General features: G+C 77.5%; 11 protein-coding genes. 7 read left to right on the forward strand and 4 right to left on the reverse strand.

The window, feature by feature from the left end; translation table 11 throughout:
- The first annotated feature begins 106 nt into the window (after positions 1-106).
- The 5 genes from srmL to ACWIZO_RS21605 all read left to right on the forward strand — a co-directional run bounded on the left by srmL (position 107) and on the right by ACWIZO_RS21605 (position 7,865).
- On the forward strand, positions 107-1,246 hold the full coding sequence (gene srmL, locus ACWIZO_RS21585) for a PheS-related mystery ligase SrmL (protein WP_448639671.1): 1,140 nt from the start codon (positions 107-109) through the stop codon (positions 1,244-1,246).
- A 111-nt stretch (positions 1,247-1,357) separates the two neighbouring features.
- Positions 1,358-2,962, forward strand: a complete 1,605-nt coding sequence (locus ACWIZO_RS21590; RefSeq protein ID WP_448639672.1) for an FAD-dependent monooxygenase — start codon at positions 1,358-1,360, stop codon at positions 2,960-2,962.
- A gap of 213 nt (positions 2,963-3,175) precedes the next feature.
- A complete protein-coding gene (locus ACWIZO_RS21595) occupies positions 3,176-4,045 on the forward strand; it encodes an alpha/beta hydrolase family protein (RefSeq protein WP_448639673.1) in 870 nt (289 codons plus the stop codon).
- The gene (gene lysS / locus ACWIZO_RS21600; RefSeq protein WP_448639674.1) at positions 4,042-7,425 is read left to right on the forward strand and encodes a lysine--tRNA ligase; all 3,384 of its coding nucleotides are present in this window, start codon (positions 4,042-4,044) and stop codon (positions 7,423-7,425) included. Before ACWIZO_RS21595 ends, lysS begins: the two co-directional genes overlap by 4 nt.
- Before the next feature lie 113 nt (positions 7,426-7,538).
- Positions 7,539-7,865, forward strand: a complete 327-nt coding sequence (locus tag ACWIZO_RS21605; RefSeq protein WP_448639675.1) for a hypothetical protein — start codon at positions 7,539-7,541, stop codon at positions 7,863-7,865.
- Between the two features lie 3 nt (positions 7,866-7,868).
- Here ACWIZO_RS21605 and ACWIZO_RS21610 read toward each other — a convergent pair whose 3' ends face one another.
- Positions 7,869-8,726 (reverse strand): DMT family transporter, encoded by an 858-nt coding sequence (locus tag ACWIZO_RS21610; protein WP_448639676.1) that lies wholly within the window; start codon positions 8,724-8,726, stop codon positions 7,869-7,871.
- Complete coding sequence (locus ACWIZO_RS21615; RefSeq protein ID WP_448639677.1) at positions 8,723-9,925, reverse strand: cation:proton antiporter; 1,203 nt, start codon at positions 9,923-9,925, stop codon at positions 8,723-8,725. The genes ACWIZO_RS21610 and ACWIZO_RS21615 overlap by 4 nt, the downstream gene beginning before the upstream one ends.
- A gap of 154 nt (positions 9,926-10,079) precedes the next feature.
- On the opposite strand from ACWIZO_RS21615, the gene ACWIZO_RS21620 reads away from it, so the two are divergent.
- The gene (locus tag ACWIZO_RS21620; RefSeq protein WP_448639678.1) at positions 10,080-10,844 is read left to right on the forward strand and encodes a hypothetical protein; all 765 of its coding nucleotides are present in this window, start codon (positions 10,080-10,082) and stop codon (positions 10,842-10,844) included.
- Positions 10,845-10,855: 11 nt separating this feature from the next.
- Here the strand turns inward: ACWIZO_RS21620 and ACWIZO_RS21625 are convergent, their stop codons facing one another.
- Positions 10,856-12,451, reverse strand: coding sequence for an FAD-binding protein (locus ACWIZO_RS21625; RefSeq protein ID WP_448639679.1), 1,596 nt, complete (start codon positions 12,449-12,451; stop codon positions 10,856-10,858).
- Between the two features lie 246 nt (positions 12,452-12,697).
- On the opposite strand from ACWIZO_RS21625, the gene ACWIZO_RS21630 reads away from it, so the two are divergent.
- Complete coding sequence (locus ACWIZO_RS21630) at positions 12,698-15,619, forward strand: AfsR/SARP family transcriptional regulator (protein WP_448639680.1); 2,922 nt, start codon at positions 12,698-12,700, stop codon at positions 15,617-15,619.
- A gap of 33 nt (positions 15,620-15,652) precedes the next feature.
- Here ACWIZO_RS21630 and ACWIZO_RS21635 read toward each other — a convergent pair whose 3' ends face one another.
- On the reverse strand, positions 15,653-17,134 hold the full coding sequence (locus ACWIZO_RS21635) for a class I adenylate-forming enzyme family protein (RefSeq protein WP_448639681.1): 1,482 nt from the start codon (positions 17,132-17,134) through the stop codon (positions 15,653-15,655).
- Positions 17,135-17,157: the final 23 nt, after the last annotated feature.

Raw genomic sequence — 17,157 nt, forward strand, 5'->3', positions numbered from 1 at the left:
GGCTGCCGAGCAGCCGTGCGGGCACCGAGGTCTGCCGGTAGTCCGATCACGGAGCCGTCGGCCGGGGGGTTGACCCACCAGCCGCCGACACCCCAAGGGGGACTCCGTGACCACCCTGCTCTCCGCCCGTGACCTGCAGGCCGCGCTCGAGCTGCGCGACCTGTCCGACCCGGCCGACGGCCCGCACGCCATGCAGCTGCTGCTCGAGGACCTGCTGACCGCGCTGACCGACGCGTGGCCCTGCACGCTCGAGGTCCAGCGGCGCCGGCCGCTGGTGAGCGTCGAGGACAACTACGACCGCCTCGGCTACGCGCCCGAGGACGTCACCCGGGACGTCCGGTACAGCCGGTACGCCGCCGAGACGGTCATGCTGCGCAGCCACACCAGTGCCGGCATCCCGCCCGCCCTGCGCGCGCTCGCCGCCACCTCCACCGCCGAGGCCGAGGTCGACGTCCTGCTGGCGCTGCCCGGCCTGTGCCACCGCCGGGACAGCATCGACCGCCTGCACGTGGGCACCCCGCACCAGCTCGACCTGTGGCGCATCGGCACCGGCGCCGCCGCGGGCCCGCTGGACGAGGACGACCTGCAGCAGATGGTCGAGCTCCTCGTGGGCGTCGTCCTCCCCGGCGCACGCTGGCGCACCCAGCCCGCCCGGCACCCCTACACCGACCGCGGCCGGCAGGTCGACGTCCACACGCCCACCGGTTGGGTCGAGCTGGCCGAGTGCGGACTGGCCGCCTCGCACGTCCTCGCCGGCGCCGGCCTGGACCCCGGTCGCTGGAGCGGGCTGGCCCTGGGGCTGGGCCTGGACCGGGCGCTGATGCTGCGCAAGGGCATCGACGACATCCGCCTGCTGCGCTCCACCGAGCCGCGCACCGCCGCGCAGCTGCGCGACCTGCGCCCGTGGCGGCCGGTGTCGTCCCGGCCGCCGGTCCGCCGGGACCTGTCGATCGTCGTCGACACCCCGGCCGACGACGAGCTGCTCGGCGACACGGTCCGCGCCGCGCTCGGATCCGCGGCCGACGAGCTGGAGTCGGTGCGGATCGTGACCAGCACCGGCTACGCCGACCTGCCACGGGCCGCCCGCGACCGGCTGGGCCTGCGCCCCGACCAGGTCAACGTGCTGCTGCGCCTGGTGCTGCGCCCGCTGTCGGGCACCCTGACCGACCAGCGGGCCAACGAGCTCCGCGACGAGGTGTACGCCGCCGTGCACCGTGGACCGCACCTCGAGTGGGCCGCCCGGTGACCGCCCTACCCACCTGGTGCGGCGCCCCCGCCGGCGGACCCCGTACGCGCTTGGAGCGGTGTTGGACCCGCCCCGGTCACCGTTGCCCGACACCGCACCGAGGAGGACCGCATGACCGCAGCCGGAGCAGGAACCGACGACGCCCGCACCGTCCTGGTCGTCGGCGCCGGGCCGGTGGGCCTGACCGCGGCCTGCGAGCTGGTCCGCCAGGGCGCCCGCGTCCGGCTGGTCGACACCCTGGCCGAGCCGACCGACCAGTCGCGCGCCGTCGTCATCCACCCGCGGACCCAGGAGCACCTGGCCGCCATGGGCGTGCTCGACCGGATCGAGGCCGAGGCGCTCGCGGTCACCGCGCTCGAGCTGCGCGCCGGGCGGCAGGCCGCGCTGCGGGTGCACGCCACCACCGCGGAGGTGGACTCCCGCTTCCCGCGCATCCTCGACCTGGCCCAGCCGGAGACCGAGGCCGTCCTGACCGCGCTGGCCGGCGAGCTCGGGATCACCGTCGAGCGCGGCACCTCCCTCGACGGCCTCGACCAGGACGACGACGGCGTCACCGTCACGCTGACCTCCCCCTCCGGGACCGCGCGGCACCGCTACGGCTGGGTCGTGGGCACCGACGGCGGCCACAGCCGGGTGCGGGCGGCCGTGGGCAGCCGCCTGGAGGGCGTGTTCTCCGGTCAGCACTTCCTCTTCGCCGACGTCGCCGCCGACGGCGCGCCGTCGGCCGACACCATCCGCGTGTACCTGCACCCCGACGGCATCGGCGGGGCCTTCCCCATGCCCGGCGGGCGCCTCCGGCTGCTGTTCCTCGTCGCCGCCCCGCAGCCCGGCGCCGAGCCGGCGCTCGAGCAGGCACAGCGGCTGGTCGACGAGCGCATGGGCGGGGTGTGGCGACTGCGCGACCCGCGGTGGCTCACCTACTTCGAGGTGCACCACGGGCAGGTCCCGCAGTACCGCTCCGGCCGGGTGCTGCTGGCCGGGGACGCCGCGCACGTCCACAGCCCGGCCGCCGGGCAGGGCATGAACACCGGGGTGCAGGACGCGGTCAACCTCGCCTGGAAGCTGGCCCTGGTGAGCACCGGCCGGGCCGCAGCGGAGCTGCTCGACACCTACCAGACCGAGCGGCACCCCGTCGGCGCCCGGGTGGTGCGGCTGACCAGCACCATGACCGACGCGATGACCGCGGACGGGGCGCGCGGGCACCTGCGCGACCTCGCGCTGTCGGTCCTGGGGCACGTGCCTGCGGCGGGCGAGCGCCTGGTCTCGGAGATCACCGAGACGACCATCGCCTACCGCGGCAGCCCCGCGGTCACCGGCCTCGCCGGCGGCCGGCGGCACGCCTCTCCCGGCGACCACGCCCCCGACGTGCCCGGTCTGACCACCGCCGACGGCGCGGAGACCTGGATCGGGGACCTGCTCCGCCGTCCCGGGTTCCTGCTGCTCACGACCGCCGGCGACCCGGCGCGCCTCGACCGGCTGCGCGCCGCTCTCGGCTCCCTCGGCACGGTGGTGCCCGTGGTGGCCGCACCCGGCGCACCCGCGGGCGCCCTCGTCGACCCGGCCGGGGAGGTCGCCCGCCGCTACGGGATCGGCGAGACCGGGCTCGCCCTCGTCCGGCCCGACGGCTACGTCGGCTACCTGTCGGCCGGCGCCGACGACCAGGCTCTCACCGAGTACCTGACCGACTTCCTGCACGTCGAGCGGCAGCCGGCCTGACCCGGCACGGCGTCCGGCGCGAGGGTGCGCGGCACGGTGACCAGCGTGCACCCGGCGGGCCGCAGCACGTCGACGATCCCGGTCACCGCCTCGACCTCGTCGGGTGGTCGGCTCGCCCGACGCCTCGCCCGACGCCTCGCCCGTTGGAGCCGGGTTGGAGGCGGGACCGGCACGGTCCCGGTCGCGACACCGCCCGCACCAGGGAGGACACCGATGGCCCGGCCCCCGCGCCTCCACTTCCCGGACGAGGACCTCGACGGCCGGCTCGCCCGGACGCTGTCGATGGCCCTGGTGTCCGCCGCCGACCTGGGTGAGGCGATGGCCGCGGCCTCCCGCGTGGACCGGCCCGACCGCGACCGCTGGCACGCCGCCTGGGCGGGAGCCGCCGCCGCGGCCGAGGACGCGGCGGCGCTGGTGGACGCCCCCGCCGAGCAGGTGGCGATCCCCTACGCGGGCACGACGCTGGAGGGCTGGCTGTTCGCACCCGACGCCTCGGGGACGCCCCGCCCCACGGTCCTGCTGCCGTGCGGCTACGACTCCACGGCCGAGTACGGCTGGGCCGACGTGCCCGCGGCCCTCGCGCGTGGCTACAACGCGCTGACCTTCGAGGACCCCGGCCAGGGCGCGGCGCTGATCGAGCAGGGCCTGGTGCCCCGCCCGGACCTCGAGGCGGTCCTCACGCCGGTGCTGGACTGGCTGCTGACCCGCCCGGAGGTCGACCCCGGCGCGGTCGTGCTCGCGGGCCGCTCGTCCGCCGGCCACCTCGCGCCGCGGGCCGCCGCGTTCGAGCACCGCCTGGCCGCGCCGGTCTGCGACCCGGCGCAGCCGGGCATGGGGGTCCGCGTCCACCGCGGGGCAGCCGGCCTGCTCGCCAGACCGGTGGTGCGGGCGCAGATGCGGGCCCGCGCGCAGCGGTGCGAGTTCTTCGGCGCCCGGATGGCCGCCCACGGCCTCGACGACGTCGGCGCCTACGCCGGCGGGCACTGCGCCGGCCTCGGGCAGCAGGTCCGGGCGGCCGCGGTCCACCCGCGCCTGCACCGGATCCTGGCGGGCCGGGTGTCGGCCGGGGCCGGGACCCGGTGACCACCCCGGGACAGCCGCCGGGTCGGCCGCCGGGCACCGGGACGGCGGCCGACCAGCGCGCGCACCGGCTGCGCAAGCTCGAGGCGCTGCACGAGCGCCGGGCGCTCCCCTACCGCTACCCGACCGACGCCACCGCCGCGGGCCTGCACGACCGGTACGCGGGCCTGGCGCCGGACCAGCAGACGGCCGACCGGGTGCGGATCGCCGGCCGGCTCGAGCTCGTCCGCCGGCAGGGCCACCTGACCTTCGCCACGCTGCGCGACCGCACGGGCACCGTCCAGCTGTTCGTCGACAGCTCGGTGCTCGGCGCCGACCGGCACGCCGAGTTCGACGACGTCGACCGCGGGGACTGGCTCGGCGCCGAGGGCACCGTGATCACCACCCGGCGCGGTGAGCTGTCGGTGTGTGTCGAGGACTTCGCCGTCCTCGGCAAGGCGCTGCTCCCGCCGCCGGACGCCCACCACGGCCTGCCCGACGTCGAGACGCGCTACCGGCAGCGCTACACCGACCTGGAGGTCAACGAGCGGACCCGCGAGGTCTTCCGGATCCGGCACACCGCCGTGCGCGCCCTCCGCCGCCACCTGGAGGACCGCGGCTTCACCGAGGTCGAGGGGCCGGTGCTGCAGAGCACCCAGGGCGGCGCCAGCGCGCGCCCGTTCGTCACCCACCACAACGCGCTGGACCTGGACCTCTACCTGCGCATCGCGCTGGAGCTGCACCTCAAGCGGCTGATCGTCGGGGGCATGGAGCGGGTCTTCGAGATCGGCCGGGTGTTCCGCAACGAGGGCATCGACACCCGGCACAACCCCGAGTTCACGATGCTCGAGGCCTACCAGGCCTTCGCCGACTACACCGACGTGATGGACCTGGTCGAGGACATGGTCACCGCCGCCGCCCGGGCCGCGCTCGGCGAGGACCTCGTCGTCCACCACGCCGGGCAGGCGGTCGACCTGGGCGCGACGCCGTGGCCGCGCCGGCGCTTCGCCGACATGATCGCCGACGTCACCGGCGCGGTGATGCACCCGGCGATGCCGGTGGAGGAGGCCCGCGCCGTGCTCGACCGGCTCGGCCTCCCCTACGAGGCCGGGTGGGGCTCCGGCCGGCTGATGAAGGAGGTCTACGACGAGCGCGTGCAGCACGACGTCGTCGGGCCGGTGTTCTGCGTCGACCACCCGCGCGAGGTCTCCCCGCTGGCCCGCACCCACCGCGACGACCCCGCCTACGTCGAGCGCTTCGAGCTGATCGTCGCCGGCTTCGAGCTGTGCAACGCCTACTCCGAGCAGAACGACGCCGTCGAGCAGCTGGCCGCCTTCGAGGCCGAGGCGCGCGCCAAGGAGCACGGGGACCCCGAGGCCGGCGACGTCGACCTGGACTACGTGCGGGCGCTGGAGCGCGGCATGCCGTGCACCGGCGGCCTCGGCATCGGGATCGACCGGCTGGTCATGCTGCTGGCGAGCGTCGACTCGATCCGCGAGGTCATCCTCTTCCCCACCCTGCGGCCGGAGTCGGGGCCGCCGCCCGGCGGCGGCCCCGGCGGCGCCCCGCGGCCACTGGTCACCCCCACGCCGCTCCCGGCCCACGGCGGCCCGGTGACCGCGCTCCCCGACCTCGCGCCGTCGGCGCACCCCGTGCCCGCACCACCGCCCCGCGCGCGGGTGCGCCCGCGCACCGTCGCGCTGCTGTCGGCGCTGACCGCGCTGTGCGGCGTGCTGCAGCTCGCCGTCCGCCTGCCGGTGGTGCACGACCGCATCGGCGGCGGTGCGGTCGACGTCGACCCGCTCTGGGTGCCCGTCGCCGGCTCGGTGGCCTCCGTCGTGATCGGGCTGCTGCTCCTCCTGCTCGCCCGGCAGCTCGCCCGGCGCAAGCGCCGCGCGTGGCAGCTGGTCGTCGCGCTGTTCGCGGCCGGGGCGGTCGCGCACGCGGTCAAGGGGCCGCACCCGGTCGCGGTGGCGCTGTGCGTCGCGATGGTGGCCGCGCTGGTGGCCGCCCGCTCGGCGTTCCGCGCGCCCGGCGACCCGCCGTCGCTGCTGCGGCTGCTGCACGTGCTGCCGCTGTACCTGGCCGGCGTCCTGCTCTTCGGCCTGACCACGCTGTGGGCCGAGCGCGCCCGCGTCGAGCCGGCCCTCACCCTCGGCGGCGCGCTGGAGACGGTGCTCGGCGGGCTGGTCGGCCTCGACGGGCCCTACGCCTACCGCTCGGCGTTCCTCGCCCGGTTCCTCCCCGACGCGCTCCTCGCCCTCGGCGTCGCCGGGCTCGTCGTGCTCGGCGTCCTGCTGCTGCGGCCGCTGGCCGCCCGCCGGCCGCACACCGGGGAGGACTGGGAGCACGCCTCGCGCCTGGTGCACACCTACGGCTGGGACACGCTGGCCTACTTCTCGCTGCGCGACGACAAGAGCTTCTTCTTCTCCCGCGACGGCGAGGCGTTCCTCGCCTACACCTACCTGAGCGGGTACGCGCTGGTGTCCGGGGACCCCGTGGGGGCGCGGGAGTCGGTCGTGCGGGTCCTCGACGAGTTCCTCGACCTGTGCGACGAGCGCGCGTGGACGCCGGCGCTGCTGGCGGTCCGCGAGGCGAGCATGCCGCTGTACGCCTCCCGCGAGTTCACCTCGGTGTACCTCGGCGACGAGGCGGTCATCGACTGCCGCCGGCCGCTGCTCGAGGGGTCCGCGCACAAGGGCCTGCGGGCCGCCGTGCGGCGGGTCAGCCGCACCCACCGGTTCCGGCTGCTCGCCGAGGCCGACGCCCCGCCGGCGCTGGTCGACCAGCTCAACGCGATCAGCGCCCGCTGGCGGGGCAAGGCACCCGAGCGCGGGTTCACCATGACGCTGTCGCAGGACGTGCGCGGCGCCGGCGCGGACCCGCAGTTCCTCCTCTGCGTGGCCCTCGACGAGCGCGGCGTGCCCGGCGGCTTCCTGCGGCTGGTGCCGGCCTACGGCCCGTCCTTCGGCTACACGCTGGACCTGATGCGGCACGACCCGGACGCCCCGAACGGGATGACGGAGTTCCTCATCGCCCAAACCGCCGCCGCCCTGGGCGCCCGGGGCGTGGCGCGGCTGTCGATGAACTTCGCCGTGTGGGGACGGCTGTTCGCCGGCGACGTCGAGTTCACCCCCGCCCAGCGCGCGGCCCGCTGGGCGGTCGGCGCGCTCAACCCCTTCTTCCAGATCCGCTCGCTGCGCGACTTCAACGAGCGCTTCGACCCCGAGTGGCTCCCGCGCGTCCTCGCCGTCCGCCGGCGCGCGGACCTCCCGCGGGTGGGGCTGCGCTACGCCGGCGCCGAGGGCTTCCTCGCCGTCCCCGGCCTCGGGCCGCTGCTCGTGCCCCGCGCCGTCGGTGGCGTGCCGGCGCCCCCGGACCCCCCGGGCCGGGCGGCGGCGTGAGGCGGCCGGGGCCGGGTGCCGTTCGGTGCCGGCTCCCTCGCCGCGGTCGAGCGGGCGGTGACGGCGGCCGGGCCGCAGGTGTGCGGCACCGCCGACGTCGCCCACCTCACGCCGTGGGTGCTGGGGCCGGCGAAGGCGTCGCCGTCGTCGCCCGCGAGGGGCTCGCGCCGGGGCGCTCCGGGCGGACCCGCCGCACCGACGTCCCGGTGGCGCTGCCGGTCGTGCAGGGCGTCGCCGAGACGGTCCGCGCGCTGCTGTTCGTCGTCGTGCCGGGCGTGAGCGCGTCCTACCGGATCCCCTCGGCGGTCACGGCGCAGGTGCTCGTGGCCAGGTGTGCGCTGGGCTTCGCCGGCGTCATCCGGCGGCGGCACACCCGTCCCGACGTGCCCCGGCCCCACCGGATCCCCGGCCGGCTGCCCGGGGTGTGGCTGGTCGGCTGAGCCCTACGGGACCGCGCCGTGCACCGCGGCGGAGCGGGCGAGCGCCACCGTGGCCGCGACCAGGGCGGCGACCAGCACCGCCACCAGCAGCCACTCCGTCCCGCCCGCGCGCAGCCGCTCGCCGAGCACGGCGACGCCGAGCGCCGCGCCGACCACCGGCTCGCCGACGGTGGCCGCGGGCAGCGAGGCGCCGAGCGGGCCGGCCTGGAACGCCGCCTGCTGGACGGCGGTCCCGCCGAGCAGCGCCGCCGCCAGCAGCCAGGTGCTCCACGAGGTCAGCACCGCGGCCACACCGTCGTCGAGCAGGTCCACCACCCCCTTGGTGAGCGCCGCGGCCAGCCCGTAGGCCAGGCCCGTGGTGAGCGCGAGCAGGACCGCGCGCGGCGCGCCCCGCCGCAGCGCCGCGCCGAGCAGGCACGCGCCCCCAACCGCGCCGAGGACGGCCCAGGCCGGCAGCCACGTCCGCCAGCCGGCCGCGTCGTCCCCGGCGGTCGGCTCCCCGGTGACGACGAACGCGGCCAGCGCCACGACGAGGACCGCGGCCCACACCCAGTCGGCGCGGCCCAGCCGCCGCCCGGCCCACCGGGCGCCGAGCGGGAGCGCGAAGAGCACCGTCGTGACCAGGAGCGGCTGCACGAGCAGCAGCGACCCCAGGCCGAGGGCGGCGGCCTGCGCCGCGTAGCCGCCGGTGTCGGCGAGGGTGCCGGCCCACCACCGCGGTGACCGGGCCAGGGTGAGGGCCAGGCGCAGGCCCCCGCCCGCGCCCTCCGGCACCGCCGCCGCGGTCCGCTGCTGGACCGCCGAGGCCAGCGCGAACAGGGCCGCGGCCAGCAGCGCCAGCCCGGCCGCGGCCGCGCTCACCCGCTGCCCGCCGGGCCTCCCGCTGCCGGCACCGGCGCCGCCACGGCCGGCCGCCGGTCCAGCGCGACGACCAGCGCGGGGAACAGCAGCACGGTCAGCACCCCCGCGCCGACCAGCGCGGCGGCGTTCTCCGGCAGCATCGTGCCGCTGCGCACGCCGATCTCGGCCAGCGCCACCAGCACGGGCAGCGCCGTCGCACTCACCAGCGCGGTCTGCACCCGCTGCCGCGCCGGGAGCACGCGGCGGTAGAGCAGCAGGGCGGGGCCGCCCCGGACCGCCAGCATGAGCACGAAGAACAGCAGCAGCCGCAGCGGGGCGTCGGCGATCGAGGCGAGGTCCAGCGCCATGCCGGAGGAGACGAAGAAGACGGGGACGAAGAAGCCGTACCCGACCGCGTCGAGCTTGGCCTCCAGCTGCGGCGCGGCGGCGCCGACCCAGTGCCGCAGCACGACGCCAGCGAGGAAGGCGCCGAGCACCGCGTCGAGGTGGAACTGGTCGGTGACCGCGATGAGCGCGATCAGCAGCAGCACCGTGGCGCGCAGGGTGATCTGCGCGGTCTCGTCCTGCCCCGCCCTGATCACGGCGGCCAGCCGACCGCCCTCCCGGATGCTGCGGCGCAGCAGGCCGAGCACCACGGCCAGGACGGCGACCGCGGCCAGCGAGACGAGCGCGGCCAGGCGCCCCTGGCTGCCCAGGAACACCGCGATGGCGAGGACGGGGAACAGCTCGCCGACGCCACCGGTGGCCAGCAGGTACCGCCCGAGCCGGCCCCCGAGCAGGCCCTTCTCCCGCAGGACGGGCAGCAGCGTGCCGAGTGCGGTGGTGGTCAGCCCGAGCGCCACCGGGAGGAAGGCCCGGACCACGCCCGTGGCCGCCAGGACCCCCACCACCCCCAGCGCCAGCGCCAGCGAGACCGACCACGCCAGGACCGCCCGCCGGCCGGCGTCCTCGCGGAACAGCCGGGGGTCCAGCTCGTAGCCGGCCAGCAGGAAGACGAAGCCGAGCCCCACGTCGGCGAGCACCCGCACGTCCGCCGCCGCCCCGACGTCGAGGACGTGCGGGCCGAGGACCATCCCGCCGGCCAGGAGCAGCACCACCTGGGGCACCAGCAGGCGCGGGAACAGCCCGACCACGACGGCCGCCAGCAGCGAGACGGCAGCGACGGCGGCCAGGGTGTCGATCGACAGGACGTCGTCCACCCGGTCCTCCCCTCGCCCGCGAGCGCAGCGATCCTCGCCGGTCCCGGTGCGCGGTGGAAGGCACGCCTGCGCGGTGGAAGGCACGCCTGCGCGTTCTCTGCCGCGGCGGCGGGGACGGCACGATCGCGGGACGTGCCGGACGCGAGGAGGCGACGTGGACCCCGAGCGGAGGGACCTGCTGGGTGCGGGCCTGGACCCGGAGCTGCTCCCCGTGCTCAGCGGCCGGCGCGAGCTGGTCGCCTGGCTGGTCCTCGGCTTCCTCGTGGCCTTCCTCGTCACCCGCTTCGTCACGCACGCCATCCGCACCGGCCGCGGGCCGTTCCGGGACGCCAGCGTCGGCGGCGTGCACGTGCACCACGAGGTCTACGGCATCTTCCTGCTGCTGGGCACCGGCACGGCGGAGTTCACCTGGCGCCCGGACGGCACCGGCGGCGCCCTGCTCGCCGTGCTGTTCGGCGCCGGCGCCGCGCTGACCCTCGACGAGTTCGCGCTGTGGCTGCACCTGGAGGACGTCTACTGGTCGCGCGAGGGCCGCAGTTCGGTGGACGCGGTGCTGATCGCGTTCGTCGTCGGCGTGATGCTGCTCGTCGGCGCCAACCCCTTCGACACCGACGACGCCCAGGGCGAGGGCCTGCTCGCGCTGACCGTGCTGCTCCACATCACCACCGCCCTCGTCGCCGTCCTCAAGGGCCGGGTGGTCCTCGGTGTCGTGGGCGTGTTCGTGCCGTTCGTGGCCCTCGTCGGCGCGGTCCGGCTGGCGCGGCCGGCGTCGCCGTGGGCGCGGTGGCGCTATCCCGAGGGCAGCGCGCACCGCGCCCGGTCGCTGCGCCGGTTCCCGCCGGGCCGGCGCAACCGCTGGGACGCCCTGGTCGACCTGTTCACCGCCGTGCCGCCACCGGCTCCCGCCCCCACCCGGTGACCGGCGCCCGGTCAGCGGCCCGGCAGGCGCACCGACTGGGCGTGGTGGAACTGGTCGGTGGGGTCCCAGCGGCCCTTGACCTCCTGCAGGCGCGCGTAGGCCGGCCCGAAGTACAGGGTCGGCCAGTCCCGCAGGTCGACGTCGGGGTAGTTGACGTAGCAGCCGTCGGTGACGTCGTCGCGCGCCGGCTCCCCGCCGGTGGCGGCGTAGACCGAGGCGTAGCAGCGGCGGATCCAGCCGAGGTGCACCTCGTCCTCGGCGGGGTCGGTCCAGTAGGTCTGGTACTGCAGCTTCATGATCGACGACCGCTGTGACACGGCCGTGTCGCCGGGAGCGACGGCGTTCACCTGACCGCCGTAGGTGTCGACCTGCACCAGCGCCTGGGGGTTGCTGTAGGAGGGGTCGGTCAGCGCGGCGTGCAGCGCGGCGACGTGGGACTGCGGGAAGGGCCGGCGCAGGTAGGCCGACTTGTACTTGCCCCGCTGGTTGGGACCCGAGCCGTTGAGCGTCTGGGTGGCCTGCAGCCACGGCATGGTGCGCCGCGTGGTGGTGGGCAGCGCGGCCGCGGGCATGCCGGCGTCGAGCGCGGCGAGGAACCCGTCGAGCAGCGCGGGGTCCTCGCCGGAGGCCTGGGTGACCAGCGTGATCGTGCCGGCGGAGACGTGGGAGAGCTTGAGCAGGCCGAACAGCCGGCGTCCGGGGCTGTCCGGCGCGCTGTTGGCGGCCAGCCAGCCGCCGTAGTCGCCCAGCAGGGTGGCGAACGACGCCGCGTCGAGGGCGCTCCACTGCCAGGTGGTGGTGGCGAGCTGGACGGTCGGCGGCGGCGCCGGCAGGTCGTGGAAGGTGTAGGCGACGACGACGCCGAAGGTGCCGCCCCCGCCACCGGTGTGCGCCCAGAACAGGTCCCCGGTCTCCGGGTCGTCGGGGCGCGCGGTCACCAGCCGCACGGAGCGGTCGGCGTCCACGACCACCACGTCGACGGCGGACAGGTGGTCGACGGTCAGCCCGTGCTCGCGGGACATCAGCCCGTAGCCGCCGCCGACGACGTGCCCGCCCAGGCCCACCGAGTAGCAGGACCCCGCGGGCAGCGTCACGCCATGGCTCTTGTAGAGGAGCTCGTAGACGTCCCAGTTGGTGCAGCCGCTCTCCAGCCGGATGCCGTCGTCGGTGCGGGTGACCGCGCGCATCCCCGAGACGTCCAGGACGACCCCGCCGGGGTTGTCGGTGACGAAGCCCTCGTAGCAGTGGCCGCCGGCGCGCACGGTGACCCGCCGGCCGGCGGCGACCGCGGCGCGGACCGCCGCCAGGCACTGGTCCTGGGTGGTCACCACGACCACCGCCGCGGGGGTGCCGGTGAACCGCTGGTTGAACCCCGTGACCAGCGCCGGGTAGCGCGGGTCACCGGGGCGGACCTCGACGGCGGGGACCGGCGCTCCGCCCGCCCCCGGCTGCGGAGCGGCGACGGCCGGGAGCGCGCCGACGACCGACCCGGCCGCGACCCCGGCGGCCGCCGTCCCGGTCCCCATCAGGAACCCGCGCCGCGACAGCCCCCGCCGCCCTCCGTCCCGTCCCCCGGTGTCCCCCCTGGTCTCTCGCACGCTCGTCACGGCTCCCCCTGCGGTCCGGGCCCCCGGTCGGGGCCGGTCGGGGGACCCTCCGGCGGGGCGCTCCAAGCGGGCTCCAACCGGGCACCCGGCCGTGTCCGGACCCCTACCGGGACGGCGCCACATGCGGTACGCAGTGGTCCGACGCTGCAGCGTCATCGACGGTGGCCACGTGCCCCCGCCCGCTCCTCCGGGACGGGGCCGGCCCCGTCGTCGCGGGCACGGGGGTGGCACGCGAGGGGGTCCATCGTGGGCGGCGACGCTCCGGCCGACGTGCTGTCCTTCCGGGACCTGGGCCCGCTCGAGGTCTCCCGCGGTGGGGAGCCGGTCGCCCTCGGCGGCGCGCGCCTCGCCGCGGCCCTGTCCCTGCTGCTGCTCTACGCGGGCCGGCAGGTCAGCGTCGACGCGCTCACCGAGGCCGTGTGGGGCGCGGACTCCCCGGCCCGCTCGCCGTCGACGCTGGACTCGCACGTCTGGCGGCTGCGCAAGGCGCTGGAGCCCGGCCGGCGGCCGGGCGTCCCCTCGGCGGTGCTGCTGCGCGAGCCGGGCGGCTACCGGCTGGTCGCCGATCCCGCGACCATCGACTCGCGGCTGTTCCCCGGGCTGGCCGCCGACGCGCGGGCTCTGCTGGCGGCCGGCCGCCCGCACGAGGCCGCCCGCGCCGCGGAGCAGGCCCTGGCGCTGTGGCGCGGGCGGCCCTACCCGACGGTGGCCGACGAGTCGTGGGCGACCGCCGCCGTCGCCCGGTTGCAGGAGCTGCGCGACCAGGTGCGCGAGCTCCTGGCCGAGGCGCTGCTGGCCGGCGGCGCCCCGGAGCGGGCGCTGCTCGAGGTGGGCGCCGCCGTCGCCGAGACGCCGCTGCGCGAGCGGCTCTGGAGCCTGCGCATGCTCGCCCAGCACCGCCTGGGCCGGCCGGAGGAGGCGCTGCGCAGCTACCGGCAGGTCCGCGCGGTACTGCGCGAGGAGCTCGGGCTGGAGCCGGGGCCGGAGCTGCGCGAGCTGCACGGGCGGATCCTCGCCGAGGACCCGACGCTCGCCGGCCCGCCGGCAGCCGCCCGCGCCGGGCCGGCGGTCCCGCTCCCGCGGCGCGGGCCCCCGGAGGGGACCGCCGCGCCCCGGCCGGCGCACCTCCCCCACCGCACCGCGTCGCTGGTGGGGCGCGAGCGGGAGCTGGCCGAGCTCACCGGCCTGGTGACCAGGGCTCGGCTGGTCAGCCTGGTCGGGGCGGCCGGGTGCGGGAAGACCCGGCTGGCCATCGAGGTGGCGCGCGCGGTCGCCGACCGGTTCCCCGACGGCGTGTGGTTCGTCGACCTCACCGCGGCCGGTGACGCCGTCACCGTCCTGTCCACCGTGGTGTCCGCGCTGGGGTTCGCCCCCGCCGACACCGACCGGCCCGCCGACGCGCTGCGGGCCTCGCTGCGCGACCGGCGGGCGCTGCTCGTCCTCGACAACTGCGAGCAGGTCCTCGACCCGGTGGCCGACCTCGTCGACGACTGGCTCGCCGGCTCCGGCGCGCTCACCGTGCTGGCCACCAGCCGCGAGCCGCTCGAGGTCGCCGGCGAGCGGCTGCACCGGCTCGGCCCGCTGCCCCTCCCCGAGGACGACGACGTCACCTCCTCCCCCGCGGTCGCGCTGCTGCTCGACCGGCTGGCCGCCGCGGGCGCGGACCGCGAGGACCTCGGCCTGCTCAGCGCGGTGGTGCGGATCGCGACCGCGGTCGACGGCGTACCGCTGGCCCTGGAACTGGCCGCGGCGCGGGCGCGGGCGTTCAGCCTCGACGAGATCGCCCACCAGGTCACGGCCGACCCGAGCTCGCTGGCCCGGCCCGGACGCGGCAGCGACCACCACCGCACGGTGCGCGCCGCCATCGAGCAGAGTGTCGCGCTGCTGCCCGACGACGAGGCGGAACTGCACCGCGCGGCCTCGGTCCTGCCCGGGCCGTTCACCGTGGCCGTCGCCGGCGCCGTCCTCGGCGGTCCCGGGGCGGAGCCGCGGCCGGGCACGGTCACCGCCGACCTCGTCGCCCGGCTGGTGCACCGCTCGCTGCTGGTGCCGCTCGGGCCGGCGCGGCCGGGCGGCCCCTCGCGGTTCGTCCAGCTCGCGACGGTGCGCGGGCACGCCGCGCACGCGGCCGGGGCGGACGCTGCCGCGCTGCGCCGACGGCGCGACGGGTGGACGAACGCGCTGACCGTGGCCAAGCCGCCGCTGGGCCGCGTGGCGGAGAGCGCGTGGTTCGACGCCCTCGACGACGACCTGCCCACCCTGCGCGCCACGCTGCAGCACCTGCTCGTGGAGGCGCCCTCCGCCGAGGGGGTGCGGCTGGCCGGCCGGCTGGGCACCTTCTGGTACTTCCGCGGCAAGACCATCGAGGGCCGGACGTGGGCCGAGCGGGCGCTGGCGGTCGAGCACCTCGCCGACCCGGTGTCGGCGGCGCTCGTGCGGCTGACCCTCGCCCACCACCTCTCCTCCGGCGGTCAGGACGACCTCGCCGCCGCCCACCTCGCCGTCGCCACCGGGCTGCTCGAGGGCAGCCCCGGGACGCGGTCGCGCAGCGTGGCCGAGGTCCAGACGCTGCTCGCCCACGCCCTGGTGGTGGCCGGCGCGCTGGAGCCGGCGCGGGCCGTGGCCGCCGCCGTGGCGGCGGCGGCGCGGGCCGACAGCGGGGACGCCGACCTCGACCTGCTGGCGCGGACCTGCGCCACCCTCGTCGACAGCGGCTCCGGCGTCCTCCCGGGCGGGCGGCTGCCCGCCCTGCACCGGCGGGCGCTGGCCCTGGGCAACGTGCACGTCGCGCTGCTGGTGGCGGGGGTGGCCGTCGTCGCCGCGATCCGCTCCGGCGACGCGGCCACGGCCCTGTCCTGGTCGGACCGGATGATCGCCCACCGGCTGGTGCTCGGCACCTCCGACGGGCCGGTGGCCCTGGAGCTGCGGGGCGTGGCCACGGCGATGGCCGGCCGGCCGCAGGAGGCGGTCCGGCTGCTGTCCGCGGCCCGCACGCAGGCCGGGCGCAACGGGCTGCGCTGGCCGGCGTTCGGGGCGACACCGGACGTGCTGCGGGAGGTCACCGCCGCCCTCGACCCGGGCGCCGCGGAGCGGGCCCGCGTCGACGGCGCCCGGCTCACCCTGGCCGACGTCGTCGACCCGCCCCGCACGGTGGCCGAGACCGCCTGACCGCACCCGCCGGACTCCCGCCCCGGTCCCGGCTCAGGCGGGCACGCCGAGGGCGGCGGCCGTCGCGCGGAGGGCCGCCCGGTCGGGCTTGCCCTGCTCGGTGAGCGGCACCCGCTCGACCGGCAGCAGCTGCACCGTGGCTGCGACCTCCCGGCCGTGCACGGCGGTGACCGCCGCCCGGCAGGACGCGACGTCGACCTCCCCGCCCGGCCACGCCTCGGCAGCCACGACCCGCACGCCGCGGGCGGCGTCGGGGACGACGACGGCGTAGCGCACCGAGGGCTGGCGGCAGAGCGTCTCCTGCAGGTCGACCGGCACGACCGTCCCCGGCGTGATCATGTCGGCGGCACGGCCCAGGACGCGCAGCATCCCCTCCTCGTCGAGGGAGCCGAGGTCGCCGGTGCGGTACCAGCCGTCGACGAAGGCCGCGGCCTCCTCGGCCGGCCGGTTGCGGTAGCCCGCCGCCATCCCCGCCGACCGGACCTCCACCGTCCCCGCCCACGGGTCGAGCGTCCCGTCGGGCCGGCGGAAGCGGACCCGCACCCCCGGGAGCACGTGCCCGGCGCAGGAGAAGCGCGAGGGCCGGTCGTGCTCGGCGGCCGACAGCGCACTGACGATGCCGACCTCGCTGGCGCCGTAGGTGTGGGCGATGACCGGGCCGAGCCGCGCGCGGGCCCGCCTGCGCAGCACCGGGGGGGCCAGGGCGCCGATGTGGGTGATCGTCTGCAAGGAGCCGAGGTCGTGCCGCGCCACCTCGGGGCGGTCCATGAGGTCGAACAGCTGCGGCTCGACGAGGAAGAGGTCGGTGATGCGCTCGCTGTCGACGGCCGCCAGCGTGGCCGCGCCGTCGTAGTGGTCCTGCAGCACCACGGTGCCACCGCCGAGCAGGGTCTGGTCGACCAGCACCTGGGTGAGGTGGGCCAGCGAGCCGTTCGCCAGCTGCCGGCGGTCGGCGCGGGCCGGGCCGGCGACCATCGCGGTGTAGGTCGCGAAGTCCCGCCGGCTGCACTTGGGCACGCCGGTGGTGCCGCCGGAGGGGATCACCACCGCGAGGTCACCCGGGCGGGCGCCGCACGGCGGTGGGCCGTCGTCGAGGCCGGCGGCGAGCGCGTCGAGCCGCAGCGCTCCCCCGGGCACCGCGCCGACCGTCGCGACCGGCGCCGTCACCCCGTCGGGCACCAGGTCGGCGGTCTCCGGGAAGACGACCAGCAGCCGCGGGTCGACCTGGGCGACGAGCCGGGCCCTGCGGGCGGCGTCGGGCGGCGCGGGGAGGAAGGCCACCGCGGCCCCGGCCAGGTGCGCGCCGTAGCGGACCGCGAGGGCCTCGGGCCGGTTCGGGGCGAACAGCGCGACCAGGTCTCCCGGCCCGACGCCGAGGGACCGCAGGGCCCGGGCGTACCGGGAGACGGCGGTCAGCAGGCCGGAGGCCGGGGTGTCGCTGCCGGCGTACCGCAGGACGGGGCGGTGCCCGCTCCGCTGCAGCACGTCGAGCAGGTCCTGCACGTAGACGTCCACGGTCGTCCCCTCGGTGTCGGGCG

The organism is Geodermatophilus sp. URMC 63 (assembly GCF_053502565.1).

Bases quoted from the DNA above. Each gene is read 5' to 3' on its own strand.
- ACWIZO_RS21590 (WP_448639672.1), top strand. From the start codon at position 1,358: ATGACCGCAGCCGGAGCAGGAACCGACGACGCCCGCACCGTCCTGGTC.
- ACWIZO_RS21595 (WP_448639673.1), top strand. From the start codon at position 3,176: ATGGCCCGGCCCCCGCGCCTCCACTTCCCGGACGAGGACCTCGACGGC.